The sequence below is a fragment of the Pedobacter suwonensis genome (assembly GCF_900111825.1).
GTDB classification, from domain to species: Bacteria; Bacteroidota; Bacteroidia; order Sphingobacteriales; family Sphingobacteriaceae; genus Pedobacter; species Pedobacter suwonensis.
Genome location: NZ_FOJM01000016.1, coordinates 21,080 through 47,549, shown reverse-complemented (window position 1 = coordinate 47,549; position 26,470 = coordinate 21,080). Strand labels below are relative to the sequence as shown.

17 protein-coding genes and 1 pseudogene are annotated in these 26,470 nt (G+C 39.6%); 8 read left to right on the top strand and 10 right to left on the bottom strand.

Annotation, left to right across the window (positions count from 1 at the left end):
- The first annotated feature begins 166 nt into the window (after positions 1 to 166).
- A complete protein-coding gene (locus BM107_RS19170) occupies positions 167 to 1,156 on the top strand; it encodes a LacI family DNA-binding transcriptional regulator (RefSeq protein WP_090986310.1) in 990 nt (329 codons plus the stop codon).
- Positions 1,157 to 1,212: 56 nt separating this feature from the next.
- On the opposite strand, the gene BM107_RS19165 is transcribed toward BM107_RS19170, so the two are convergent.
- Entirely contained in the window at positions 1,213 to 3,348 is a 2,136-nt protein-coding gene (locus BM107_RS19165; protein WP_244278863.1) for a S9 family peptidase, read from the bottom strand.
- Positions 3,349 to 3,569: 221 nt separating this feature from the next.
- Here BM107_RS19165 and BM107_RS19160 point away from each other — a divergent pair, with 221 nt between their 5' ends.
- Together BM107_RS19160 and BM107_RS19155 are read left to right on the top strand one after the other, a co-directional pair.
- Entirely contained in the window at positions 3,570 to 4,574 is a 1,005-nt protein-coding gene (locus BM107_RS19160) for an aldo/keto reductase (RefSeq protein WP_090986305.1), read from the top strand.
- Positions 4,575 to 4,582: 8 nt separating this feature from the next.
- Positions 4,583 to 5,470 (top strand): helix-turn-helix domain-containing protein, encoded by an 888-nt coding sequence (locus BM107_RS19155; RefSeq protein ID WP_090986303.1) that lies wholly within the window; start codon positions 4,583 to 4,585, stop codon positions 5,468 to 5,470.
- 79 nt (positions 5,471 to 5,549) lie between these two features.
- Here BM107_RS19155 and BM107_RS19150 read toward each other — a convergent pair whose 3' ends face one another.
- Positions 5,550 to 6,512, bottom strand: coding sequence for an AraC family transcriptional regulator (locus BM107_RS19150; protein ID WP_208864420.1), 963 nt, complete (start codon positions 6,510 to 6,512; stop codon positions 5,550 to 5,552).
- A 51-nt stretch (positions 6,513 to 6,563) separates the two neighbouring features.
- On the opposite strand from BM107_RS19150, the gene BM107_RS19145 reads away from it, so the two are divergent.
- Entirely contained in the window at positions 6,564 to 7,730 is a 1,167-nt protein-coding gene (locus tag BM107_RS19145; RefSeq protein WP_397239980.1) for an FAD-dependent oxidoreductase, read from the top strand.
- Between the two features lie 235 nt (positions 7,731 to 7,965).
- On the opposite strand, the gene BM107_RS19140 is transcribed toward BM107_RS19145, so the two are convergent.
- Entirely contained in the window at positions 7,966 to 8,880 is a 915-nt protein-coding gene (locus BM107_RS19140) for an amidohydrolase family protein (RefSeq protein ID WP_090986299.1), read from the bottom strand.
- Positions 8,881 to 9,113: 233 nt separating this feature from the next.
- Here BM107_RS19140 and ligD point away from each other — a divergent pair.
- Both ligD and BM107_RS24765 read left to right on the top strand, forming a co-directional pair.
- Positions 9,114 to 9,224 (top strand): annotated as a pseudogene (ligD, locus tag BM107_RS25350) (non-homologous end-joining DNA ligase LigD); the annotation flags it as partial.
- A 12-nt stretch (positions 9,225 to 9,236) separates the two neighbouring features.
- Positions 9,237 to 9,407, top strand: a complete 171-nt coding sequence (locus tag BM107_RS24765) for a hypothetical protein (protein ID WP_159435284.1) — start codon at positions 9,237 to 9,239, stop codon at positions 9,405 to 9,407.
- A 417-nt stretch (positions 9,408 to 9,824) separates the two neighbouring features.
- Here the strand turns inward: BM107_RS24765 and BM107_RS19135 are convergent, their stop codons facing one another.
- On the bottom strand, positions 9,825 to 13,760 hold the full coding sequence (locus tag BM107_RS19135; RefSeq protein ID WP_090986297.1) for an NACHT domain-containing protein: 3,936 nt from the start codon (positions 13,758 to 13,760) through the stop codon (positions 9,825 to 9,827).
- On the bottom strand, positions 13,750 to 14,862 hold the full coding sequence (locus tag BM107_RS19130; RefSeq protein WP_090986295.1) for an SIR2 family NAD-dependent protein deacylase: 1,113 nt from the start codon (positions 14,860 to 14,862) through the stop codon (positions 13,750 to 13,752). Before BM107_RS19130 ends, BM107_RS19135 begins: the two co-directional genes overlap by 11 nt.
- Before the next feature lie 783 nt (positions 14,863 to 15,645).
- Here BM107_RS19130 and BM107_RS19125 point away from each other — a divergent pair.
- On the top strand, positions 15,646 to 16,020 hold the full coding sequence (locus tag BM107_RS19125) for a hypothetical protein (RefSeq protein WP_090986293.1): 375 nt from the start codon (positions 15,646 to 15,648) through the stop codon (positions 16,018 to 16,020).
- A gap of 38 nt (positions 16,021 to 16,058) precedes the next feature.
- On the opposite strand, the gene BM107_RS19120 is transcribed toward BM107_RS19125, so the two are convergent.
- The 3 genes from BM107_RS19120 to BM107_RS19105 all read right to left on the bottom strand — a co-directional run bounded on the left by BM107_RS19120 (position 16,059) and on the right by BM107_RS19105 (position 23,680).
- Positions 16,059 to 20,318 carry an NACHT domain-containing protein gene (locus BM107_RS19120; protein WP_090986291.1) on the bottom strand — a complete coding sequence of 1,420 codons (4,260 nt, stop codon included), beginning with the start codon at positions 20,316 to 20,318 and terminating at the stop codon, positions 16,059 to 16,061.
- A 44-nt stretch (positions 20,319 to 20,362) separates the two neighbouring features.
- Positions 20,363 to 21,973 carry a hypothetical protein gene (locus BM107_RS19115; RefSeq protein WP_090986289.1) on the bottom strand — a complete coding sequence of 537 codons (1,611 nt, stop codon included), beginning with the start codon at positions 21,971 to 21,973 and terminating at the stop codon, positions 20,363 to 20,365.
- A gap of 453 nt (positions 21,974 to 22,426) precedes the next feature.
- Positions 22,427 to 23,680, bottom strand: coding sequence for a hypothetical protein (locus tag BM107_RS19105; protein ID WP_139222313.1), 1,254 nt, complete (start codon positions 23,678 to 23,680; stop codon positions 22,427 to 22,429).
- A 249-nt stretch (positions 23,681 to 23,929) separates the two neighbouring features.
- Between BM107_RS19105 and BM107_RS19100 the strand changes: the two genes are divergently transcribed.
- Entirely contained in the window at positions 23,930 to 24,589 is a 660-nt protein-coding gene (locus BM107_RS19100; protein ID WP_139222312.1) for a LytTR family DNA-binding domain-containing protein, read from the top strand.
- Positions 24,590 to 24,631: 42 nt separating this feature from the next.
- Here BM107_RS19100 and porV read toward each other — a convergent pair whose 3' ends face one another.
- Together porV and BM107_RS19090 are read right to left on the bottom strand one after the other, a co-directional pair.
- Positions 24,632 to 25,846 carry a type IX secretion system outer membrane channel protein PorV gene (gene porV, locus BM107_RS19095; RefSeq protein ID WP_134204231.1) on the bottom strand — a complete coding sequence of 405 codons (1,215 nt, stop codon included), beginning with the start codon at positions 25,844 to 25,846 and terminating at the stop codon, positions 24,632 to 24,634.
- Between the two features lie 71 nt (positions 25,847 to 25,917).
- Positions 25,918 to 26,469: a hypothetical protein gene (locus BM107_RS19090; protein ID WP_090986281.1), complete on the bottom strand. Its 552-nt coding sequence runs from the start codon at positions 26,467 to 26,469 to the stop codon at positions 25,918 to 25,920.
- Position 26,470: the final 1 nt, after the last annotated feature.

Sequence of the window (26,470 nt, the reverse complement as noted above, 5' to 3'; positions counted from 1 at the left end):
CGAACATTTAGTCCTACATGCTTCATCTGTTTAATGATATGAAGATAGGTTTATAAAATATTTAAAACCATACAAACCAGCAAATTATGGCCGCAAACGTTTGCGGAAACATTTGCGGAAATGTTTGTTGTGGAAAACTTATATTTGGGTAACCAAATATTAAACCATGAAACAGAACGCAACTTTAAAAAAAATTGCAGAAAGGCTAAACGTAAGTATATCAACAGTTTCGAGGGCACTAAAAAACCATCCAGATATTTCAGAGGAAACCAAAAAGAAAATAAATGAGTTAGCCGCATTGCTGGAGTACGATCCCAACCCCTATGCGGTTAACCTACGTACACATAGCAGCAAGGAGTTTGCCGTGGTTGTACCAAGTTTATCAAACTTCTTTTACCATTCATTTATCAGTGCAATTGAAGAGGATGCACGCATTGATGGTTATACTGTAATTATCTACCGTTCGGCTAACGATCCCGTGATTGAACAGGAGATCTTAAAAAGCTGCAGACACAAAAGGGTTTCGGGAATATTTATTGCCATAACTTCCGGAACAAAAGAAATAGAACCTTTCCTTAAATTGGATTTACAGGGGATTCCGGTTGTTTTTTTTGACAAGGTACCAAAATACGAATCCTGTAACAAAATCTGCGTTGGGGATGCACATGCGGCAACCATTGCGGCGAATGAAATTTTAAAAAAGGGAATTACAAATGTCCTGGCTATTTTTGGTGATGAAAATATGTCGATTACGCAGGTAAGGCTGCAAAAATTTACCGAAATTGTTTCAGGTTACGCAGAATTTAAGGCTGTACACGCCAACAATTCGGAAGAAGCAGAGCAAATTGCCCTATCAATGATTCCCGGATTTGAAAAAAAACGTTTTGCTGTTTTTTGTATGAGCGATGAGATTTTGGTGGGGGCAATGAAAGCCATCCAGCGGATGGGCTTAAAGGTGCCGGCCGACCTTGGGGTAATCAGCATCAGTGATGGAATGATCCCCTCACTTTTTTATCCTGAAATTACCTATGCCGAAACCAGCGGGTTTAAACTGGGCAAACTGGCCTTTGGCAGAATGATGAGATGTATTGCCGGAAGTTCTTTTGCACAAACCATTATTGATGAATCTATATTAATCGAAGGCGGATCTATATAACCCCATAAAATCAGCGGCTGTGTTGCTTACTAAAAACAACACAGCCGCTAAAAAATTTATCTTGCCGAAGGGCCTTTCATTTGGTAATCTTTCGGCGGCTCTGCTCCTAAAAGATGTTGAACAAAATAATCCCAGCGGCGGCGCATCATATATGGCGAGTAGGCACCGTAACCATGCGCACTGTTTGGAAAAATAACCAGATCGAAAGATTTATTGGCCTTTTCCAATGCCTCAACAACTAAAAGTGTATTATAAGGCGGCACATTATCATCCATCATACCATGCACTAACATTAATTTTCCTTTTAGGTTTTTAGCATAATTCTGGTTGGCCTGTGCTTCATAATCCGAATTTTCTACCAAACCATTATAGCGCTCGCCCCAATCGTCCTCGTAGTTTCTATTATCATGATTACCTGATTCGGAAATGCCTACCTTGAAAAAATCAGGGTAACGGAACATCGCAGCAGCGGTTGCAAAACCTCCGCCTGAATGCCCCCAGATGCCTACCTTGTTGGTATCGATGGGATATTTTACAGATAGTTGCCTGATGGCTGCAATCTGATCTGGCAAGGTATTCTCGGCCATATTGCCGTAACTCATATCATGGAAACTTTTAGAACGGCCAGGATTACTGGTTCCTTCCATAACCACCACAATAAAGCCCAGCTCGGCCAAAGCCTGGTGATCCCCACGCGAAGCAACGAAGGCCCAACTGCCTACGCTACCACCCTGAGGCCCCGGATAAATATAATCGATAACCGGGTATTTTTGATTGGCATCCATTTTTGTTGGCGTAAAAACCAGACCATAAATATCAGTTTTGCCATCTTTGGCTTTCACCGAAACCGGAGCTGGTGCTTTCCAGCCTGTAGCAGTTAACCTGGAAACATCTGTTTTTTCTAAAGTACTGATCAGTTTACCATTGATATTTCTCAAAACAGTAACTGCAGGAACATCAGGTTGCGAGTAGCTATCTACAAAATATGCGAAAGATGGCGAAAATACAACCTGGTGATTGCCAACTTCTGGCGTCAAAAGCGTCAAATTTTTACCATCGAAACCAATTTTATACAGGTAACTGAAATAAGGATTACCTTTTTCGCGACCATTGGCAAAGAAATAAAGTGTACGCGTCTTTTCATCAACCTTAACTAAACGTGTAACCACGAAATCGCCCTTGGTAATCTGATTCTTTAATTTTCCATTGCCAGAATCATATAAATAAAGGTGTCCCCAGTTATCCCTTTCCGAATACCAGATAATCTCTTTAGAGGCAGGAAGATAACGCCAGTTAATGGCACCCTGCCCGGATTCGTATTGCGTTTTAACAGTTTCTTCGAAAACTTCGCGAACGGCGCCGGTTGTGGTGTTGGCAATGCGGAATTTTTCATTTTTATGATCGCGGGAAGTAGATACAAATGCCACTTCCGTACCATTCGCTTTCCAATCAATATCATCAAAAGTGCCACTGCTCGAAATATCATCGCTTAAGGTGGCCCGATGTGGATCTGCAGGAATATTAAGTGAAATTACTTTTGGATTTTCTACATCAATGATGACCCTCCTGATTGTTGCAATTTGTTTATCTCCAGGCAAGGGATATTTCCAGGCTTTTAATGTTGGTGCTCCAACATTGGTTGTTACCAGGTACATATCTTTCGAATTCCGCTGATCTTGCTGAAAAGTGGCAATTTTTTTCGAATCAGGTGACCAGCGCAGAATTGGCGCATCACTATGCTTCCAACCTGCATTATCTGTAGCATATCCGTAATCCTTAATGCCGTCAGTAGTTAACTGGGTTAATTTTCCGGTGGCTATATCTTTAACAAAAAGGTTATAATCTTTAATTAATATTGCCTTTTTCCCATCAGGAGATAATACCTCGCTCCAGCTAAGCCCCCGACGTGATGGCATCGCACTACCTTTATAATCGGTAGTTAAAGTTTTTGTTTTCTTTACCGGATCTACCAAAAAAGCCTGTTCAGTACCATTTACTTTAGTGCTGTACCAAAATTTATCTCCCTCAAGCCAGTTTGGCTGCACAGTGGCATGATCGATGTATTTTACGGTATTGTAGCTCATCAAACTTTCGGCCCTTTCGTAGTCTTTAACGGTTAAAGCTTTCTGTTGGGCATTTGCTGTAAAAGCCAGCGTACAAGCTGTTACAGTAAACCAATATTTATTCATCATGTTAGTTAATCTTGCGATAAAAATAAGACTGTTTTGGCAAACGATTGGTATTAATCATGATACAAAATAAGCTTTACTTCCGGCATGGTATCAAGAAGGGCAAGCGCCATCCTTAAAAACCAATCAAGCTTTTATTTGATAAAGAGAACATTCCTTGATTTGCTTACAAACTTCGGGGATTTGCATACATCAGCTCAGTTTGGCTTGCTGATCTTTGGATTATGGAAATAAAACAAATGGCATTGGGCAACCAGGGTTTGGTTGTACCAATGATTGGGCTTGGCTGTATGGGTATGACAGGCTTTGAAGCAGGACACATATATGGCCCTTCTGACGAGCATGAAGCCATTGCCACGATTCACCGTTCACTCGAATTGGGCGGTAATTTTTTGGACACTGCCGATCTGTACGGACCGCTGAAAAACGAACAGCTTATCTCAAAGGCCATCAGTGGGAAACGAGATCAATATGTTTTGGCCACCAAGTTTGGCTGGGAAATCGACGATAACAATAAAGTAACCTGGGCCATTAATGGCAAAAAGGATTATGTAAAGAAATCTTTGGAGCGTTCGTTAAAAAACCTTAATACCGATTACATCGATCTATATTACCTGCACCGTCTGGATAAAAATACGCCGATTGAGGAAACAGTTGAAGCCATGGCCGAGCTGGTTAAAGAAGGTAAGATAGGCTATATCGGCTTGTCAGAAGTATCGTCTGAAACCGTTAAGCGGGCGCATGCCGTACATCCGGTTACCGCCGTGCAAAGCGAATATTCTTTATTTGAACGAACAGTAGAAGAGCGCGGGGTTTTAACCACGTTAAATGAACTGGGTATCGGCTTCGTCGCTTACTCACCACTGGGCCGTGGTTTTCTATCCGGCCAGATCAAAAGCATCAGCGACCTGCCGGAAAACGATTTTAGAAGAGCGATTCCACGTTTCCAGGGCGAAATGTTCAACAAGAATATCGAATTGGTTGAAGCAATCGAAGCTATGGCTGAAACAAAAAACGTCACATCTTCGCAGCTGGCTTTAGCCTGGATTATGAGCAAAGGAATTTTACCTATTCCTGGAACGAAACGCACAAAGTATTTGGAACAAAACCTAGCAGCAACCAACATTGAGTTGACCGAATCGGATCTTTCACAACTGGAAAGCATCGTACCATTGGGTACAGATACCGGTGCGCCTTATGATGAGTTTAGTATGGGTTTAATTGATTAAATTTGTTTATGAACGCCATTAACTCCTTATCAGAATTTCACCGCTTACTCTCGCTGCCAGAACCCCACCATCCGCTGGTGAGCGTAATTAACCTGGCACATAGCGTTTTTTTGGAAAATGAAATCTGGAAAGGTTTCGTTAACCGCTTTTATTGCATAGCGCTTAAACGCGAAGCTAAGGGTAAAATCAGGTACGGGCAACAGCATTATGATTATGATAAAGGCGTATTGAGTTTTACCGCGCCCAACCAGGTGCAACAATTAGACCTGCAAAGTATGGAATGTGGGTCTGGTTACCTCCTGATCTTCCATCCGGACTTTCTGTTACAGCATCCTCTGGCGAACAGCATTCATCAATATGGTTTTTTCGATTACGCGGTTAACGAGGCATTACATTTATCGGCAGAGGAAGAAGATGACCTGATCACAATTCTCCATAAAATTGATAAGGAGTGCCTGCATATCGATAAACATACCCAGGAGATCATCCTGACACAGATTGAAAGCCTCTTAAAATATTCCAACCGTTTTTATGAGCGGCAGTTTTTGACCCGCAAAAACAATAACTTTGCACTTCTAACCAGGTTTGAGCAGTTGATAGACGACTATTTTAACAGCGATATAAACACTTTACTCACGGTACAATATATTGCAACACAGATGAACCTGTCGCCGAACTACCTGAGCGATCTGCTTCGGATTCATACCGGACAGAACACACAGCAGCACATTCACGAAAAACTGATTGCGAAAGCGAAAGAACAACTTTCTACCACTAATCTTTCAGTCAGCGAAATCGCTTACGCCCTCGGCTTTGAGCATGCACAATCCTTCAGCACACTTTTCAAAAGAAAGACAAATCTGTCTCCGCTGGAATTTCGTCAGGCTTTTAACTAACCAGAGGCGAAAAACAGAATTTTATCCTGTCTGACTGTTAGATTTTTTAGCATAACGGAAGATGATATGTTGCATGCATTTAGTTTGAACCCTTTAATGCATAATGTTTTGGGTTCACGCCAATATGCGCTTTAAATATTCTTGAAAAATGGCTGAGGTTTGTGAAACCCATCCGGTAACCAGCAGCTGAAACAGATAGCTGCTCCGTTCTTAGCAAAAAGGCGGCTTCCTGCATTCTAAATCTCTGATAATAATTGAAAATGCTGTCGCCAAAAATTTGCCTGAATAAACGTTTCAGTTTAGTTGGACTCATATGAGCAACAAATGCGAGTTCTTTAATTATTGGCGGCGTTTCCAAATGTTCAAGCATCTGCTGTTTTACGCGGTAAATGGCTTGTAAATCATGAATGTTTAAGGCAAGTAATTGTTTTTCACCGCGATTTTCCAGTTCCATCAATAACCTGCAAATCAGTTCTTCGGCCTTTACCCTTAAAAAGAAAGGTTTAAAGGTTTCATTGGCCGGTTCAGACAAGATTTCATCCACATTTTTTTGTAAAGACGGCCGCATAATCTGTTCAAAAAGAAGAGGACGTTCATTCTGCAAAAGGCCTTTCAAAACCGATGATTCTTGTGAGGCAGTAAACAAACTGTTCAGATAATCTGCATCAACTTCTATAGTAATGGTAGCAGTATTGGAATGGATCGCAATCACATCATCTGTATTGATCCGACTGGTCCCTATTAATACCGAAGGTATCGTATGCCTGAGGGGCGGTGACGTTTCTGCTCTGGGAAATATATTTTGAAACTTGAAAAATATCGTTTTTTTAGCAACATTGATATCAGGATTTTGGACAATTACATCTTTATTGAGCTCATAGTTACTAATAAGCATACGGATGTGTTCATTAAAAACAAATCCGATACAGTATCCACTGCCAAACTGCGGTGGAATCTCTAATCTTGTATTTTTTAATTTTGTTCCCAATAGACGGGCTAATCTTTTTAGCACATGCGGAACCGTTAGATCGTCAATTCCCATAAAGTCTTTTACGACTGTTTTTAGGTCTAATATAGCTATTTTATACTTAAATTGACTAATAATTTTGGGTATCAATTAAAGGCAATGATACTAAAAGAAAAAAAAGTGGCTATTATCGGTGCAGGGCCGGTCGGCCTGACCATGGCGATATTATTACAGCAAAAAGGCATAGATGTAAGCGTTTATGAAAGGGATAAAGATCCACAAGCCAGAATCTGGGGCGGTACGCTCGATTTACACAAAGATTCAGGGCAGAAAGTGATGAAAAAAGCTGGTTTACTGGAAAGTTATTATGCTATGGCAAAGCCTATGGGGATGACAATCACAGATGAAAAAGGAAAAATATTATTGACCAAACAAGTCACACCGGAAAATCAATACGATAATCCTGAAATAAACAGAAATGACCTTAGAAAAGTACTGCTAAACACGTTGAAACAGGGTACGGTGATCTGGGACAGCAGATGTAAAGAACTTGAAATTCGTGATGAAAAATGGCATTTGCGATTTGAAAACGAAACATTAGCAATTGCTGATTTTGTTATCGTGGCCAATGGCGGAATGTCTAAGATAAGGAAATATGTTACGGATACAGTCGCTGAAAACACCGGAACTTTTATCATACAAGGCGATGTACCTCAGCCTGAAATAAATTGTCCTGAATTTTTCCGACTATGTAATGGTAACCGGTTAATGGCTGCCTACAAAGGAAATTTATTGGTAACAAACCCCGATAATAAGAGTGCGTTAACCTATGGTGTGATTTTTAAAAAGCCTGAAAATTGGGGTGATGATTATAATGGTTTAAACTTTCAGGATCAGGACAGTATCCGAACGTTTCTTTTAGAGAGGTTTATGGACTGGAATGAACATTACAAACAATTATTCCGTTCAACCTCTTCTTTCTGGGGCTTGCCGACAAGAATATTATCACTGGATAAACCCTGGAAAAAAGACCGTCCTTTGCCGATTACGCTTATCGGAGATGCTGCGCATTTAATGCCGCCTTTTGCAGGCGAAGGTGTAAATACCGGGCTAATGGATGCATTAATTTTAGCAGATAACTTAACTGAAGGAAAATTTGAAAACTTAGCAGATGCTATTAATGATTATGAAAAACAAATGTTTATTTATGCCAACGAGGCACAACTTGCATCAGTAAGGAACGAAATAGAAATGCATCAGCCCCATTTCACTTTCGAAAAGTTTATCCGTTAAGGTGATTAAGGTAAAAAGGGATGATTTAAAAAATCACCCCTTTCAGCGGACTGGGCGGGAGTACAATCGAACCCTTGATACCTTTATTGACATTTTTAAATGACCTGAAAATCTGATTTTTGCCAACACAGAACTATATTTGGTCGCCCATAATTAACTGCTCATTTATTTATCGTAAAATAATATTTAAGACGCTTTGAACATTAAGCAGCGAGAAATTCATGCTTAAAGATTTTCAATTTTTTAATTGTAAAAACCTCGCAGCATTATTGTACAATATGTTTTGCTTGTCCTCTTTAGTAAGAAAATCAAGGCTATTTAAAAATTGAATTGATTTTTCAATAGCTCCTGGCCAAACCATTTGATCGGTACCAAACATTACCCTGTTTAAGCTGCCGTCCGCCTTTGCAACCTTTAAAAACTCGACAGCGTAATGTTGGGTGAGCGGTGAAACCCATAGGAGTACACCTAAATCAGAGTAAAGATTCGGATACATCTGCATTAATCTCACAGCATGTTCATACCACACCTCGCCAGAGTGCATCATATAAAGCCGGAGTTTAGGATACTTTACTAGCACACTTTCTATCAGGAAAGGGTCACCTAAGGTGAGCCGAGCTTTAGGGGATCCGTGATATGGTGTTTCTGGTGGACCGCCGCCTTCATGAACGGCAACGGGAACATTATATTTTTCACAGATGCGCAGGTAGGGTTGCCACACGCTGTCAGCCAAAGTGGTACCTGAATAATAAGTGCCAAGTTCGCCAAACACTTCTACTTCTTTTTTTCTTACCATTTGCTCAAAACGGACAGTGTCAATGTCGAAATCGCCAGGAGAGTCTATTGCAAGTCCGCGGATAAACATATGAGACGGATCGTTTTTAACCCATTGCGCTACGCTCGAAGGAGACCCGCTGATTACTGCTTTTACGACCCCTGCCCTGCGCAAAGTTGCATAGGTGTCGTTAAAATGTTCAGTTGTTTGTTTTGAACTTTTAACTCCGGCAATGTCTGGTGCAGGATAACTAAAATGTTTACTATCATAGCAATGGATATGTACATCAATTATTTTTTGCTGCTGCGCTTTTGAATATAAAAAAGAGAAAATAAAGGGAATTAGTAGGGGTATTATCTTTTGCGTGCTTTTCATTTGAATTGTTGTTTGGATATCAAAAGCGGAAGTAAATATTAATTGTACGCTAACTTCGGTTTCATTAAAGTTAAAGAAAAATTATTTATCTACGATAAAAAAGAAGTCAGCAGAACCCTTTAGCATTAAACACCCTTCTCCAAGTTCCAAAGCGGAAAGAATAGCGCTTAATTTTGCTGATCCAATTCCTAAAATTACGAGTTTAGCGTGGCCAATTTTCGGAGCAGGTATTTAAGGCCGCCCAAGTAACCACAGCCATTCTTAACAATATTGGCGTTCCGAGCTTTACAAAAACCTCTGGTTCTACGGGCATACACATTTACACACCTCGATCTGATGATTAAAAAAAGAAGGTGATGCCTATTTCACTATTGTTGGGATCAATTGAAGTAAATCCGGAAACCGCCAACGAGAAGGAATTTAGCGATACAGAATTGGCTTTACTGAATTTAATCGCCGAAATTATAGTCGATATTTCTATTCGAGAGGCTAATGAGCAAGATAAGGAGTATAAAGATGAAGCCTAATAAACGGGACTCAAACTCGTAACAGACTATAAAACAATATTTTACAGATTTCACGGGAGTCAAAAACAACAAAAAAGCAAGCTTCAAACAAAACAACCTGCTAAAAATCAATGATTTAGCAGGTTGCATTTTGTGTTCTTGCGGAATGGACGGGAGTACAATCAAACCCTTGATACCACTTTTAACATTTCTTGATGGCTTAAAACTCTAACCAAAACTGGTTAAATTCTGTCTGGCGGCTAATGTCGTCTAACTGAATAGCAGGTGATATTATCTCATAATATATTTGTGATGGTCATGCCAGCTTTACTAACCTTAGTCAAGCCGATTTTTGACTTAACAATCTTTTAATGCTGAAAGTTCTTTTAGCCGACAATTTGCCATAGCATCTAATATGTATTTCTTAACCAGCATCGTCTATTTAAATACTTCATCCAATTTCCAGAGCAATTCCAAAGCATCTACCCATCCCGACCTTACGTGAATTTCCAAAATTGACACAAGATCCTGAAAGGAATCCTGTTGCATTAATATATCTCTATGATCTGCGAGTAACTTCTCTGTAAGTGATACGATTTCACGAATTGCATAGGTGTCAAAGGTATACCCAACCTGCATTGAATAACGTGTCACTTCTGCAACCATTGAAAGGATTGCCTTTGGATCAAACGAAATGGTCGAATTCAATGTTTGCATCAAATAGTGTGCAGTGTGAGCAAGCATTATCCCATTTTCTGTTGTTTGTGATGAGTAATGAAGAATTTTTTCAATCAATGGCTTTGTTAGAAAATAAAGGTGCTTCCTATTTTCTTCGATAGCTGGCAAATCTTGATTATGTCTTGTCGTTTGGCTTCGAGAAAGTGCAAAATAGATTCTCATAACAACTTCGTCAAATACTTTAAGAGCCTGTTCGACTTCTGGACTAAGAGGCGTAAAGGTCTTTGCGCTTTTCAAATCTTCACCAGCTTTTTGTATGTAGTGATCAATCACACCTAATTTTAATTTAACTTTCGAAGCATCTTCCTTAAAATCCTCTACTGGTTCGTATGTATGTATTTGCTTGAATAGGTGAAAAATAACTGAATTGCAAAATGCCTTGTACTGATAACCATCCATCAAAGTCTGGTATGCAATAGGTACTTCGGGGTAGTTTAAAAACCACAATAGTATTTCAGAATATGCATCTACAAATGGCCCACTACGTTCAAATAATCCGCTATGTGAATTGGCCAACCTAATCACCTCAGAGCCGTCTTCTGCTATTCTGCCATTTTTAAAATATAGAGCTGCAAGCAAAGCAGCATAGTTAAATGAATCCTTTTCATTTTCCAATCTTTCGAATAATAATTCTCTGTAAGTCTCAAAATATTTGTTGAAAAGATGAGGAAGAGTTTTTATTGTATTATAACGTACCACCGAACTAACATCGGTGATAGCTTTTTTATATAAATCTAAAAATTCAAGTGTACCGTCATTCAAATAGATATAAACTAGAGACTCCGCAGCTTCAATTCTTGGGGTAGGTGAATAGCCCTGACCCGCTGACTTTTCCGTTTGATCCTGGTCATATTTGGACACAAATCCGAATGCGAAAGCTATAATTTTTTTAATCTGCGCTAAATGGGCTACTTGGACTTCAGATAGATTTCTTGAAATAATCGCAATCGTTTTTGTGATTGAGTTTAGTAGAGTATATCTCAGATCTTCATTCAGGCCTTCACTTTTCTCGAAATCTAACCATAGCGCTAATGCTGAATTAAGGTAGGCTTCGGATTCAGAATAACTTGGTGTTGAATTTAGAAACTGGTGCGTGAAGCCGTCAAGGTAACTGATCGTTTTTGTCATCTCAATGACGGCAGGGTTGTCAACATTAACTCCTTTATCTTTCAACCATTCTTCAGTAGAATATGGTGTAACAGAAAAAGAAGTTTCGAAAGGCTTACTATTTTCAATTGTTTCTCGTGCGGCCATAAATTTTTTGGCACGATCAGTCAACAAGGATTCGGGAGCAAATGCTGATAAAGCTGCCTGTACTCCGTAATCCTCATCATCGGAATATGCGGAAAAAATTACATTTTCTAACTCTTCCCTTTGACTCTGGTCAAGTTTAGAACTTGTCTTTTCGATAAACGCTCTTACCTCATAGGAAACTTCCGAAGACGAAAGGAATTGTGGTACCGTTATCAATGGATAAATAATGTCGAACATCATTAATGGCAAACGAACTGCTAAGCCCATTAACTGCTTCCAAAGAAATCCTACTTGAGCATTAGCAATGTAGATTTTTACTAAATTTTCTGCTTGTTCTAAGTGGCCCGCACTATATAGTTCTTCAATGTATTTGATTATATGTTCAACCAGTTCTTCTGGCTTATCCTGTAATCTCCGATCACCCCACATTGAAGAAAAATCTCGTATAAAGGTTGATATCTTTCCATCGTACTCGAAATTGAAACTTCCTTTAGCATAAAGTTGTGCTCGCCTCTCATATACTTGCTTATTTACAATTTCAATTCCTGTAATCATGGCCAAAAGCGGAGATGCTGCTAAAAACTCAGGGTAAAACTGTTCCAATCGGAAATAGCACATATCGAAATCCTGCCTTCGATTGCTTATAAAATTCATAACGACCGAGGCACCCATTTGGGTTTTTTCGTCACTAGTTTCTTTATGCGAGAATATAACTTTATAGATTTCGCCAATAAATTCTGGATCTTCATTTACAAAGTATTTTATGTCATCCGCAAGGTTCGTAAAGTAATTGATATCAAACCCCGGCTCCTCAACTAAAGGAAAAATACTTCTTAAAATTTGCTTAGATTCCTCCGGATTAGTTGCAAATGTTTTTGAAACCAGTTCCACACCTCGAAAAGATCCAATCCTATCTAAGAATGATTTGTTTTCATTTGCTCGTTTCATTAAAATGAATGAAAGCAAATTCCTTGAAGCTTCACCCCCAGCTTCCAACCAAACTTTGTTACCGTCGTTGATAACTCGGTCTAATAAAAATGAAAATTCGAATAAATAAACAAACTGTAGGTTCTTTGATAAAAAGAGTAAAAGTTCGACATCCTGTTCCAAAGAACTTTTTCTAACGAACCTAATTGACTGCAAAATATTCCGTATGCTTTCATCACCACTTGAAGTCCCGTTTAATTTCAAAACATAATCCAAGTCTTCTACACTACTAAACTGTGAAGCAATCGTGCTATTGATTATTAAACGAACAAAAAGTTGTACCTCCTTCTGGTCATTTCCAATAAGCTGTTTGAATAGACCCCAAAAAACTTCTCTGTTCTCATACCATACAGATGTAAAAAAGTAAACAAAGCTCGGCCTCAGAAAAAATGCCCTGGAATTGTCTTCGTATATAAATGTGAGCAGAGAATTATAGTCATGCTCAATACATATTCTGCTTACGGCATAGTCGAAAAAGATATTGTGTGCATAGGCAATTCTCGCATTTTTGAATGAGACCTCATCAATTATCAATTCACTTCTCAATCGTTCGAACGTTCCGAACATTTCGCTATCCCCAGTTTTCAGTAAATCAGATTTAGAAATCGATAATGTCTTAACTTTAACAAGTTCTCTAGTAAACCATAATAGAAACTTCTGAGTTTGCATTGCAAATTCCGTTTCATCAATTTTTCTTTGCCAGAAAAAATCCAAAAGCTGGGTTTCTGATTTGTATCTTTTAATCTCTTCGATACTTTCATCAGAGTATTCCATTAGAATGACCTCTAAAATTTTTAGGAAGAAGGGGATATGTAAAATCTCCTTGAGCTCTGGCGTACTTTTAGAATAAAAGCTATATAGCAATGGAGAAGCTGATGCCTCTTGTATTTCATTTTCATGCAACTCAATAACTGAAATTTTTCTAACTGTGGAATATCCGCCTACATCTTCATGTGGGCTAAATAGCCTCACTAAATCAGTTGATTTTTTAGCGTCATATGTTCTTGCACTTACAATAATATTCCATTTTTCCTTTAAATGCGATTTAGCTTTTTTTATCTGCGAGAGGAATCCCTGTCTTTTACTTTCATCTCTTGCGGCATCAAAGGCATCGAAAATCAGCACTGCTTTAAATTTATTTCGTAGTTCGACCTCATTTAATACCTCAATCCAATTACCATCGATCCCCAACTCATTTGCTATTGCACCATCAGAGCTATCATATGCATTGTCAATCTTGACTATAAAACATAGAATGTCGTTTTTAACTAAGAGGTCTTTAAGTCTTCTTAGTAGGTAGCTTTTACCAATACCCGGCACTCCAACTACCAGGCCGTGGCCGTTAGTGGCAAAATGATAAAGTTCATTTAGTAGCTCCTCTCTCTTAATCTTCATCCGAATACTGTGCTTTACTTAATGAAAATAGTTTATCTGTTAACTCTTTATTACCTGCCGGAACCGCTTCTTCAACGGCTCTAACTGTGGCAGCTATAGGCTTTGGTGCGCCATTTATTGCATTCTCAATTTCAGAGACGAACTTGCCCATTCCAGGATATTGACCCTCTTCATCTTCAAAAAATACAGTTCTGATACCATATTCACTTCTAAGCCGAGCAGCCTGCTCAACCGACCTTGCGATCTGAGAAGGTGTAACCCTGAGAATAAGAAAATGACTTTCCGAATTATATGTGCTTAAATCATTCTTCACAAAATCCAGCATCTTAATAAAATACGGGTCTGACATACTAAATCCAAGGAATACTATTCGCCTTGTTGCTAGTAGAGACCATAACAACTTACGTCTCATCGGCCATTCATAACCGTATCTGATAAGTAATTCTTTCAATCGATCCTCAGAAATTTCTCCGGCCTGTAGCTGGTCAAAGAGTGTATCCTCGTTTTCATCCACCTCGAACCCATATTTTGATGAATATTCCTTTCCTCCAAGAACGATGCTATCCTCAGTGTCGTAAGTGCCGTGAAGATGCACGACCATTTTTTTTAGGTTTTTATTGAAATTCAATGATCGCAAAAACTGATGGATTTTGGTTTTCGTTGTACCTTCGAAATGAAGCGAGTCTATTCTAGTACTACTAACCGCCGTGAATGCATGTTCTAGGACCAAATCATAATTTGTAGTTGTAATTGCTTTAAATGGCAATCTACAAAGTGCCTCATGAAAGGGTAAATGTGTAGGTTCTCCCGGTTGAAAAGTGTCAAAAATCAAACTATAATAACGATCATTCTGAAGGCATTCTTTTGCCTTATCCGCAAATGAAAGAAACTTAGTCTTATCGGATGTAAAACTGGGATCAACCAGGACTGCGGCCTGTTCCAATTTATCTACGAAAGCGCCCCAGACCGGAAAAAGTGATCCAGAACAACCTGCGCCTGCCATTAAAATAGCGTCTCCCGATTTGATAAAATCAATCAACTCCGCAATAGCCAGATCATTTTCTTTAAGCTGCTCGCTCGTAAATGTTTCTTTTACTTCCAATCTGGTTATAGTTTTAAATACTAAAATTAAAAAATTGATGGATTTTCATGTTAGTTTCCTTTACTAATTTTCCACAAATGGAATTACCGACACCTATTGTTGATCAATATTCCATCTTATGCTCGCGGATTGCCTTGATGTGCTAAAAGCCTAGGCGCCTGAAAAGTCAACATAATTATTAACTGAATTCTGCTTCGCCATTCTTTATACAACCCTAATCAATTAAATTATGAAAAAAGAAAAGCAAAGAGAATTAAAACAGTAAATGAAGTCAATCCAGAAAAGACTAAAGAACAGGAATTTAGCAACGCAGAATTAGCATTACTGAATTTAATCGCCAAAATTATAGTTGATATTTCTTTACGAGAGGCAAATGAGCAAAATAGACAGTCTGAGAATGGAGACAAATAAACGGGGCTCGAACCCATAAACATCAATAGGACAGTGCTTTACGATCTTAGCAACAATCGAAAACGACGGAAAAAGAAGATTTTAAACAAAACAACCTGCTAAAAATCAATGATTTAGCAGGTTGCATTTTGTGTTCTTGCGGGCTGTACGGGGGCACAATCGAACCCTTGATAAAGTTTTTGGCATTTATTAACGAAATTGAATCAGTTAAAAACCACGAAATAATACGTTTTAAGCCAACTGGTCATCTGTGAGATATAGTCGTTGATAGGATATTGAAACACAGTAACTATTGTTGCAGATCATTATTTATCAGGCTATATTAGATTTAAGTATTTTGATTAGAAAACTGAAGATTCAATTTTGGCAAACATGGACAAACAAATCTTTTCAACAATTGCGCCGGAGGCGTTAGCACAGATGCTCCAAAAGAAACTCGCTGAAGGTGAAATTGAGATCGGATTTGCGCAAGAGGGAGAGAATACGATGTCAGTAGTAACAAAGGATGAGTATAATACAGATCAAGAATTTTCTTTGCATTACCACAGTAACGGTCTTTTTGAAATTGTATATAGATTCTATGACGATGACCATACGGGTGGTTGGATAATACTCAGCCACATATTAAGCGAAGAAGAAATTCGGATGCTGCCCGAAGGCCTGCAACCTTTAATGGCAAAAGTGGCGCACTCTGGAAATCCGATCAAGATTACCGGTAGACAATTAGCATCCGCCAACAAAATTTAGAAATAGCAGCCACTGGTACAGAGCGATATCCCAAGGAACTATTCTTCTTGAAACCTCAATTTACCTTTGACCGCAGTACCTTCTAAAAAATACAGCCCTGATATATTTAATCGATTGGGCTGGCCGACAGCACTATCATAATTTCCAAGAATTTGTTTCTCGCCAACGACACTCCACACTAGCACCAATTCCTCTTTTTCTAAAAAATCCATCAGTTCCTGTTTCCTTACAAGCAGCCCAGAAATACTTTTATTATGCACAGATGGATCAAAACATAGTATTCTACCACTACTGTTGATCAACTCACCCTCTCTTTGTGAAAATTCCAAGTTTAGTGCCTTTTGAATGAGTGCTGTTGGTTTGAAATATTGAATAGCAGATCGTTTAGAGCAATCAAATTCTTCTTCCCAGTTGTACCATTCTACTGTTCTATATACTTCGGCAATCAATCTATCGGTTTTCCGGTCAGAAACATTGACCCAATCTTTTCCGCTATAATAGGGCTTATTGAAGAACTTGAATGCAGGCGACCAATAGTATTCCCTGTCAAATATGTTGTACATACTCCTCGCTTCAGGCAATTCCCCTCTGTGGAAGTTGCGGTCAAAATCCTTAGAGAATCTAGAAAAGTCTTTCCTTCTAATAAAATAACTCCGGATCTGGTACCAAAGCCGCTTTCGTTTACTGTTCCACCTATCCTCTCCCAGTCGTTCTTCTTCGCCCCACTCTGGATGGACTTCCAGCCATAACCATGAATCGCCGTGGTTGTCCTGCACCGCTACGATATCCTGCGGAGCGGGCACATCCTTCCTGTCAACAATCCACTCCCTATCTGGCTTGTCCCATGGCGCATAAGGTTGGTTGAACCACCAGTGTGAGCTATGCTGATCGGCATATCTTTCTGCCTTAGTTTCTTTAATAAGAATAGTGGGATCCAGATCCCGGATATAGGGATACCAAGGTCCATTATAAGATAAAGTTTTCTTTGGTTTGTCCCAATTAGACTCGTCATAAAGCTCGCATTGATCCGACACCCGGGCCAACAGCTCATAAAATACAATCCACTGGTACTTTTTCCCAATGCGTTCACGGTGCCCGGATCCTCTTCCAGAACCCTGCCTTGAATCGAATTCACTAAAAACTTTTGGATCATATCCGAGTTCGAAAATCCGCTGGATGGCATAATTGCTTAAGCCATTATGGTCTATGTTCCAATCATTAAAAGCCCTTTGAAAGGTATACCTGCCAAAATCCCCATACCTGGCGGTTCCTCTTCCATATTCTGTGGTCATGGAGCTCAAGATTGCGGTAGCACCCCACGATTCCCCGCCATAATTGCCCGTTTCTCCCTTGGGCCTGTATTTTTTATCAATTGTCTTGACCGAAGGAAAACGCTTAGGTAATTGCTTACTTCTATATGGAGGACGTAGCTGCTCGATATCAACATTGGGGCTATACTTTAAGTAAAGGGTAAATTCAATGATCCCCCTGGCGTAGTCCCTGAGCAAGATATGCGGATAGACTTCCTTTTGATTAAATATTGTTTCATAAATGTATTCACTGACCGCTGGTAATTTTTCCCGCTGGCATGTCCGCATGACCGCCCCGTAAGCCGCAGCATACAGGCGTTCCAGTACATAAGGATCATTAACGCTCCTAAATTTTTCCAATAACCCGGGAATCAGATGCACACGATGCTGTAACAGGCAAACCAATGCCTTGGTCGAGGCATCCCTTAAATACCGGTTCGCACTGCAGAAGAACCAACCGAGCATGATGCCACCCAATAAAATGGATTCATCATCGATCTGATGCTGATCATCTTCAACATTCCATGCAAAATCAATCAATCTTTTTACTGAACTGAAAGAATTCTCGTCATCATCATATTTGTTCTGTAACCAGATTGTCCAGAGCTGATCGCGTTCAGCTAAAGAAAATTTCGTAAAGTACGCATGAAGCCTGTCCGCGTTAAAGTAAAACCCGGGTCGCATGGAAACTGATATAGATGCTTCCAAAAATTGGTCAAACAAGTCCTCTTCTTGAATAATAACTTCATTGACGTAATCCCTGGCGCTTTGCCCGAATGACTCATGCTTTCGCCAGATAAGCGATTGTACAAAGCCCTCTGCCACTGGCCAGAATAACCTAGCATGTGGGGCGACCTCAAATAACTCATGCTGTATTCTCTCCGGCAGCTGAATGGACAACGCTTCGATAAGGTTCTGATTGGCATAGGCGGCAGAAGAGTCTTTAACCAGTTCAAAAAGTTTGCCTTCCTGAAAAGAAGTGTCGGGGTGCTCAACATCTAAGTATTTATCCAGCAACAAGGAAACCGTCAGATGATCCTGAAAGCGTTGATAAGCAAAGTAAATTACATCTTGGTGATGGCCCTCCCGGTCCCAGTGCATATCCTCATTTAAGACGCCCTCAGAAACCAACCTCTTTAAATACGGTTCTATATTTCCGCAGGAACCATAGAACACCTCATTAATAAGCTTATCTGCTTGTAAATATTCCACATGGTCTTTGCTTCCATTGACCATCTCTAATAAAAGTTTTTCGACAGCCCTTCGAACCAGCGGTCTTTTTTCGTCATAATCCAACTCTTCTGGCCTTGCCAACTTTAGATTTACGCTATCCAAAAAATAGTCGATGACACTCGTTATACCGCCATACCCTGGCGGCATTTCATATAATTTCCGATCTGCAAGTGACTTGCAGAAAAGTTTAAGGAACAATGGGTTTTGAAATTCAGGATTTAATAATGGTGCACTTGGTTGTGTAATTTTATAATGATTAAAATACCGTTTTACTGCTGCATATTCAACGCCTGAAAATCCATTATGATTTATCCGGACAATCAGGTTAGTGTCAATATCATCTGTCGGGGCAATTAATTTTTCAAAGGATGTTCTGATGCTCAACACTAGACCCAACCATGGATAGTTCTGAAAAGACTGGATGAAAGATTTCAGTCTTTTCGGCCAGACTTTACGACCGTTCCCTTCATTAATCGCATCTATGAAGACAACGATTCGGGCCCTTTCACTTTCTGCTTTTGCATTTAAAGCTCCAAGAAATACAAATTCATCAACCTGGTTCTTACGTAGCTGATTGCTGAGAATTTGAGTCCAAGGCATATCGGCATTCGTGAAATTCTCCCCCAATAACAGCAAACTGTGCTGTCCTTTTTCGTTTCTTTTTTCAACGATATCTGCCAGAAGATGGGACTTTCCGTTTCCGGCTTTCCCGGTAATGAGTAGATAGGGGTTGTTAGCTAATAGGCAAGTTACGCTACCTAAAAAATCATTAAACTCACGTAGACTGGCTTTGAAAGAATTAATGTCACCAATATCATTGGAATGAGGTCTGGAATAATAATCTTTTATACCGGTTTCAGCTTCTTTTTTATTCCTTAACTCATATAAAGCATCCTCTATCTCCTCTGCGGTTTGCGCAGAAATAAGCAGTTTTGCGCTAAGTTCAGTTAATGGAAGCTGCTCATTACCCACAAAATTAAATGGTTCATAAATTGCCCGGATTTCTTGTATACTGTCCCCAAGGGAATTCAGACGATTGTTAATTGTCTCATCTTTCAGGTCAATGCGGATGCCCCTATATTTTTCGAGGAAGTTTTTATACTTTGAATGTATCTGTTCTTCAAACTGTTGGTCTCGGCTAAGTCCGTCAAAAACTTTAGCAATAGGCAAATCAAAATTCAGTTCTTTAGTATATCGTGCGCCTAAAGCGTTTATGCTTTCAGTATTTTTTGCGGTCAGCCAGTCGTTCGATAATTCTTCTTTATTAAACCAAAAATGGGTTAGGCCTTCATTTGTTTTTTTTGAAAGCCTTGATATGAGTTCAGTACTTCCCCAAAACTCAAACTCAACGGACAGCTTTTTCGAAGAAGCGTAGCTTTGCCATTCCGTCACTTTCTGTTTCCATTTATCCAACATAGACTCCTTATCATCTATTTTTCCATCTGGCATATCTAAAGGGAGACATACATAATACTTAGAAAGTTTTGTATGGTTATCAATAGCAGTTTTAACAGATTTGGTTATCTGCGTCCATTGCGTTGCATTCATGCTGGAGGTGAAGTATTTCGCCTGCCACATATATAAACTTCCGTCCGCAAACTCCCAATAACACTCTTTTCCTGCGTCGGGCTTACCTATCCGTTGAAATTTTACCTGATGCGGAATAACCTCTCTCGATGCCAGTTGGCATACTAACTCTTCAAAGCCATCATTTAGGCTACTATGAATTGGACGTATGTTGTGCCAGTTAATCATTTTTTTTTACAGGTATCGTTATTTTTTATGCTTTTGTAAATTTATTATTTTTCAAAATCATTAAGATTAATGCGCTCAGGCAAATCAGCACAAGAAAATTCTTCATCCACGCACTCTACAAAGCCCCACTTGAAAAGCGAACTGTTTAAGTATAAATGATTGCGCCTGATCTCATCTATGCAGCCTCTGATGATGGTTTGATTGGCAAAATTTTCAAAAAAACTCTCCCATAGATCCAGTGTGGGCAAGAAATCATAAAGGTATCGGCATTGATCAAAAACAAAGACATCTGAATACATCCAGGTTTCTTTAGCTTTATATTTCAATGAAAGATTTTTTCCTGCATGTGCTACATAAGGATGGCCATAGAGCCCGATTAAGAGTTCAACAAGGAGGTTTTTCATCGGTATATCACAGGTGAGAGGCATGTGCCGATCAAAGAAATCCAGCTTACTTAATGTAGTTTTTAATTTCTCTCCGCAGATGTTATGGATAAATGTTTTGAAGCCGGTGTCCGCTTCCTCGAAACGTTTTAAGAGACTACATATGTATAAAGAATCTTCTATAGTCATCTTTCTTCGGTTACTTTCGATAAACTTTATCAGCGGATGATCAGCGGATAGATTTTCCCTTATGAGCCTTGCCCAATTTAAAAGCGGATAGATATCAACTGCGAGGGCATAGTGTGGAATTTCATTCAATAACTCCTTAAAACTATCTGCTTTTAACTGCTGATTTTTGATTGTCTTAAGCTCTTTTTGTAGGGCCTGTTCATTTAGCAAGTGGTTGCTTTGGACTGATCCTAAAGCTGATAATTGCCACATCGGGATAATTTCAGAGGCCATTGCGGGGATAAAATGCGTCAGAAAGGAACTATAATAGTCGTCAAGATGCTGGTTTATAAAATTGCTATAAGCCGAAAATGAAGCACACTTTTCCAGCGCAGACCTTCCGAAGTCATCATCTATTTCGGGAAGCTCGCCAAATTCTTTTGGCGCGAACCAGGGGGCTAAAATATCACCCCAATGATAATTTTCTTTAGGTTCAGCAAAATTTGTGATCAATACGGATAGCCCGGTAAGACGGCGGTTTAAGAATATCTGTTTAAGCGTTTCCAAAGGCGATTGCTGAGGAGAAAGAATTGGAGAGCATGCGTCAAAGTAGATAATATCAAATTCGTGGTTAGTCAGCTCAAAGAATTCGGTGAGTGAACCCCTATGGATTTTGATTTGAATTTTAGCGTCCGTCAATGATTTTACGGCTTGCTCATAAATCTTTTTATCCGATTCAATCGCCCAAATATTTTCAAGCCTGATCCCTTTATTGCAGAGTATATCAATATCATTGTATGGCTCTGGTCCCGACAGGTATAACACCTTCAGTTCACTTGCAGTTTTGGGCCTGCAAATACTTTCATAGAATTCAAACCAACTGTTTTTACCACCGAAAAACTGCCAGTTGTATTGATTGGTGAACTCAATATTTTTGCCGCCTACAAAGCGAAACAGCATGGAATTAAAACGATCCGTTATTTTGGTAAAATGGTCTTTTGAAACCAGATAACTCTCTTGCCGCTGGCTGGTAAGCGAGCTGATTGCATGTTCAATTAGTTTTTCACGTGCATAGTTTTTAATGCCCTGCATATAAGATTGCATGTTTTAAATCTATGAATTTTCCTTTGAACATTTGTTGTGCCAGTAAAGAAAGCAGCACATTTTTTCTGTTGCGAGACTTGGTTACCAGAAGCAAAAGACTTTCACCTTCCAGCCTTGCTAGCCTTAGCGAAATCACAAATGCAATCCCCGAATGTGGTAAGAACGGTTTAAGAGAAGGGATATATTTCCAAAAGAAAAAGGAAAAAAGAAAGCTTAAAGAGTAGTGCGCACCCTGGGCAGGCGCAAAAGGAAACGGAATAAAAGTTGGCTCTGAGCGCAGGCAATGTGTTTATGCCGTAGTCTTTTGAGCGGGATTGTGCGAGAGCCGGGCGCAATAAATTTGCGGTTCTTTTTAGCCTTTTTAAAATTAGGCCACAAACAAAAGATGCGAAGCCCCCTTTTTTTTGGCCCTAAAGAATAATGGATTAGTAACGTTGTTTGATTGATACGATATTAACGCTCGTTTTCGAGATTGTTACTCTCATTGGGCAGATCCTTTCCAAAATCTACGATGTCCAAATCGAAAGACCTTCGCGTTTCACGAAGATTGGAGTCGAAAACATCCGGAGGCAGTTTAGATTTCATGTATGCAGAGAAAGACCTATTGAGCTGGAAATAAACATATGCATTGTTTTCCCTGCTATATCTTTTTTCCCATCCCGAAACACTTTTAAAGTAACTATTGATCCAGTCCGTAAGCGTCAGCGGACTCTTTTTTAGAAGGGCGAAACACTCTATTAAGGTGTTTACATTCATCATTAATAAAGGTTTTACAGACTGAAAATGTGCTTTCAGGCCAAGTTCATGTATCCGATTCTGAAATGTGGTATTCACATACCGGTTAACGCCTCCAATGTCCAAATTAGTGTCAGAATAAATTATAATCGGATAAATATTCATGCAGTCAGCAGATTTAATGTCTAACATCTCCCTTAGTTCCGAATTCGTTTCGGCTAGGTGCTGGACCTGTTTAATAACTTGGGAAACACCTTTATTCTTCCCATTCACCTCTTTAGTGGAGAGAAAACTATTGTCGATAAAATCTATGAAGGCTGCGAAATCCATCTTTTCAATAGCGTTCGCATGGAGGTCTGCCATCTTCACCTCAAATATCAGAATGTTTTTTGCAGCAGATTTGACTATAAAATCTTGATACCTTTCCGTGCTGATTACTTTCTGTCCTACCCTATAGAATATGGCTTCAATGTATTTTTTAACGAGAAACTGTTCAAAAAAATGCAGTCCTATGTAGCCCTTAAAATCTTCATATTTCTTGAATCTATCACTACTCTTCAAGGAAGTCTTCTGATAGAAATTGAAGAAAAAGCCCTGGTCAATGGCATATTGAAAATAGTTATAGTCAAGAACCATTGGGTATATTTCAAAAAGCTTGTAAAACGGTTTTGGGATAATCTCAAACGTTATCGAGATATTTTTATCAGCTTTTTTTACGCTGCCATTTCTTGAGAATGTGTAATCATCAACCAATTTAGGAGGTATTTGGGAGACATCTAGAAAATGTTGGCTAGAGTTTTCGCGGCTATGCGAATAAGTTAACAGCTCCATAAAGAATTTCCCGAAAAGCCACGGATTACCCAAACCAAGATAATCACAATATTCTTTGCATTTGGCAATGAGTGTCGGGTCGCTAGCCAAATATTTCGATAAAAACGCAAATTTCAGGAGGGTGATATATTTATTGTACAAACTGCTCCTGATATAATTCTGCTGTCAACTACAACCAAATCTTTCTATAAAGCCATACCCTACAATGACCTTACCTTCCGCCTTGTTGCATCCTTTGTAGGCGCTTTCATTGTAACCGAGTTTGGCGGCAGCCAGCCGCTGCTCAGCCAGCTACTCACAAAAATATTTTACATCGAATTTTTAAGCAGCCTGGTCATCACCTTTTTGATTGTATATGCAGTGTATCGGGTAACTGTTTATCTTGACCGTGTGTACCCTTGGACAACAAAACTTCCGCAACGGATCAGTATGCAGATCTTTTTGGGCATCATCCTCCCTACCGTTGTTACATTTCTGCTTGCTGCAGGTTACTTTGCAGCCTATGGGGTAAATATCCTTACTACCAACTATCACCGGTATGCGCTTCCGTTTATTTCGCTTCTGATAACCATTTTTAATGGTTACTATTTGGTGTACTATCTTTTCAAACACTCAAAGGTTACCCCAGTTGACGCAATTGGCTATGGAAATGTTGTAGCCCAAGAAAGTGTGGATACGACATTGCCATTGCAAAAAGATACCTTCATAGCTCATACCTTTTCAAGCAGCGTTCCCATCCTTACATCGGAGATTGCCTATTTCTACCGATACAATGGTCATGTGTTTCTCAGGAAATTTGAAGGGGAAGACTTTGTGATTTCTCAGAGCCTCGAACAAATCGAAAAAGCATTGGATCAGCATACATTTTTTCGTGTCGCACGCTATATGATCGTTAACCGAGCAGCAATAGTATCCTACGCGCCTTTAGCGTATGGCAAGATTGGTGTAACACTTCGGCCTCCCTATAAAGAGCAGGTAAGCGCGAGTAAAATATTGGCACATAATTTCAGGCGCTGGATAGCTGAAAATAGCCCCTCTCAAGAGGTTTAGGTCATCATTATTCTTCCAGTAATTCGATTTGATCACTACCTTTTAATTGGGTACATGCCGTTTTTTAGAAAACGCGAACTGCAGGCCAAACCGAAGCGTGTTGGCAAGCGGGCTACTATTGACAGAACCTGCCAGGTAAGAAAAATCGACCGTCAATACATTGTATTTGAAACCTGCTCCAAGCGTCAGATAGCTGTTGTCTCCCTTATTCGGATTTTGATAATTATATCCTGCTCTTATCGCAAATTTTTCCTTAAACGAAAATTCAAGTCCCGTGGATATACCCACCTCCTGCCATTCTTCATTCAACCCCCCAGGTGCATCGCTAAAAGACCCAAAGATACCAGATGGTACCGAGCGATCGGGATCAACACCATTTAGGATATTTCTGTTTGCATCATAAACCGGTTGGGTAGGGACAAGCAATTTGTTAAGATCCAAAGCTAAAATTAGTTTGCTCTCCTGGCCTACCACCGTCGCCGCACCACCAATTCTTAGATTGGCTGGTAGAAAATAAGGGCTGTCCCCTATGTTGTATGAGATCTTGGTGCCAATGTTTGAGATACTAAAACCAGCTGACCAGACTGTCGCCCCGCCAAAAAGGTATCCCTCTTTTCTATACAGCCCTGATACATCTACTGCAACAGCTTTGCCGCTGCCTGTTTGACCTCCAGAAGTAAAACGTCCACTATACAGGTTACTATAAATAAAACGCACGCCACCTCCCAGTGAGAACTCAGGACCGAAGCTTCGGGCATAATCCACATCTACAGCAAATTCATTCGGATTGAAAATCCCAAGCTCCTGCTGGTTATCGTCAAAGAAATTCACGTCACCAATTGAAAAATAACGGAAAGAACCTGCGATGGTGTTCCGCTGGTCAATCCTGTAATAGCCGCTCAAAAAGGAAAGACTTATTCCTTGAGTCAGATTTTTTAGCCATGGACTGTAATTAAAGGAAAATCCAGAACTAACTTCTTTAAGATTTGCCAACGCTGCCGTATTTAACGAAGGTGAATTAGCATCCGCATCAATTGCAACACCAGCATTGCCCATGGCACCGGCTCTTGCCTGCGGCGTTATCAATAAAAATGGAACGGAAGTTAACAGGTTACTGCTACGGCTCCCGTCGACCCTGATATTTTCTATTGACTGCGCACCCGCCGCACCACCATATATTCCAAAGATCAAAAAGGCTGCAAGCCCGAACAGTTGGCTATTAAAAATATTCGGAAGAGTAAAAATTGGCTTGTACATTTCAAATTGTATCTCCTGCTTTTAGCGGCACATTCGTTCGCGCAACAATCGTTACTTCATCTTATGCCTGTCTAATAAATAACTACACCAGATTGGGCAAAAGCCTGTTTTGCTGCCTTAAAATCGTTGTTCCGATTTAAAACATCCGCTACTGTCTTCTTAAAATTCAGAATGCGCTTGTTCTTTCCATCAGTTATCGGGTCGGTGTTGCTCACGGTAATATCAGACAATCTCTTGCGTCCCTTGATCACCTTAAATTGAAAATTGTCTGGAGGCATTATTGCTCGCTTACTGTCCACAAAAATATTTCCTTCGAGACTTCCAATGCCGTTGTCATTAAAAGAATCCATGATCAATTTTTTGTCCTTTTCAGCTATATGTATCGTATCCCGATATTTCGCCACGGATACTTCGACTACACCAGTATTAAAGTCCAGATTAATCCACGGGTTGTAAAGGAATTGAATATTATATTGGTTCTGGTCATATTTTTTATTTTGTCCGCATGACACCAAAAATATCATTGCTATCAAACAAAGGCTTACCTTACTCATATCTTTTTTTATTTTTCTATTACGATTTAAAATTAAAGCCTCCAGTTCGGCTTTTTTCTGCCTTGTCAAC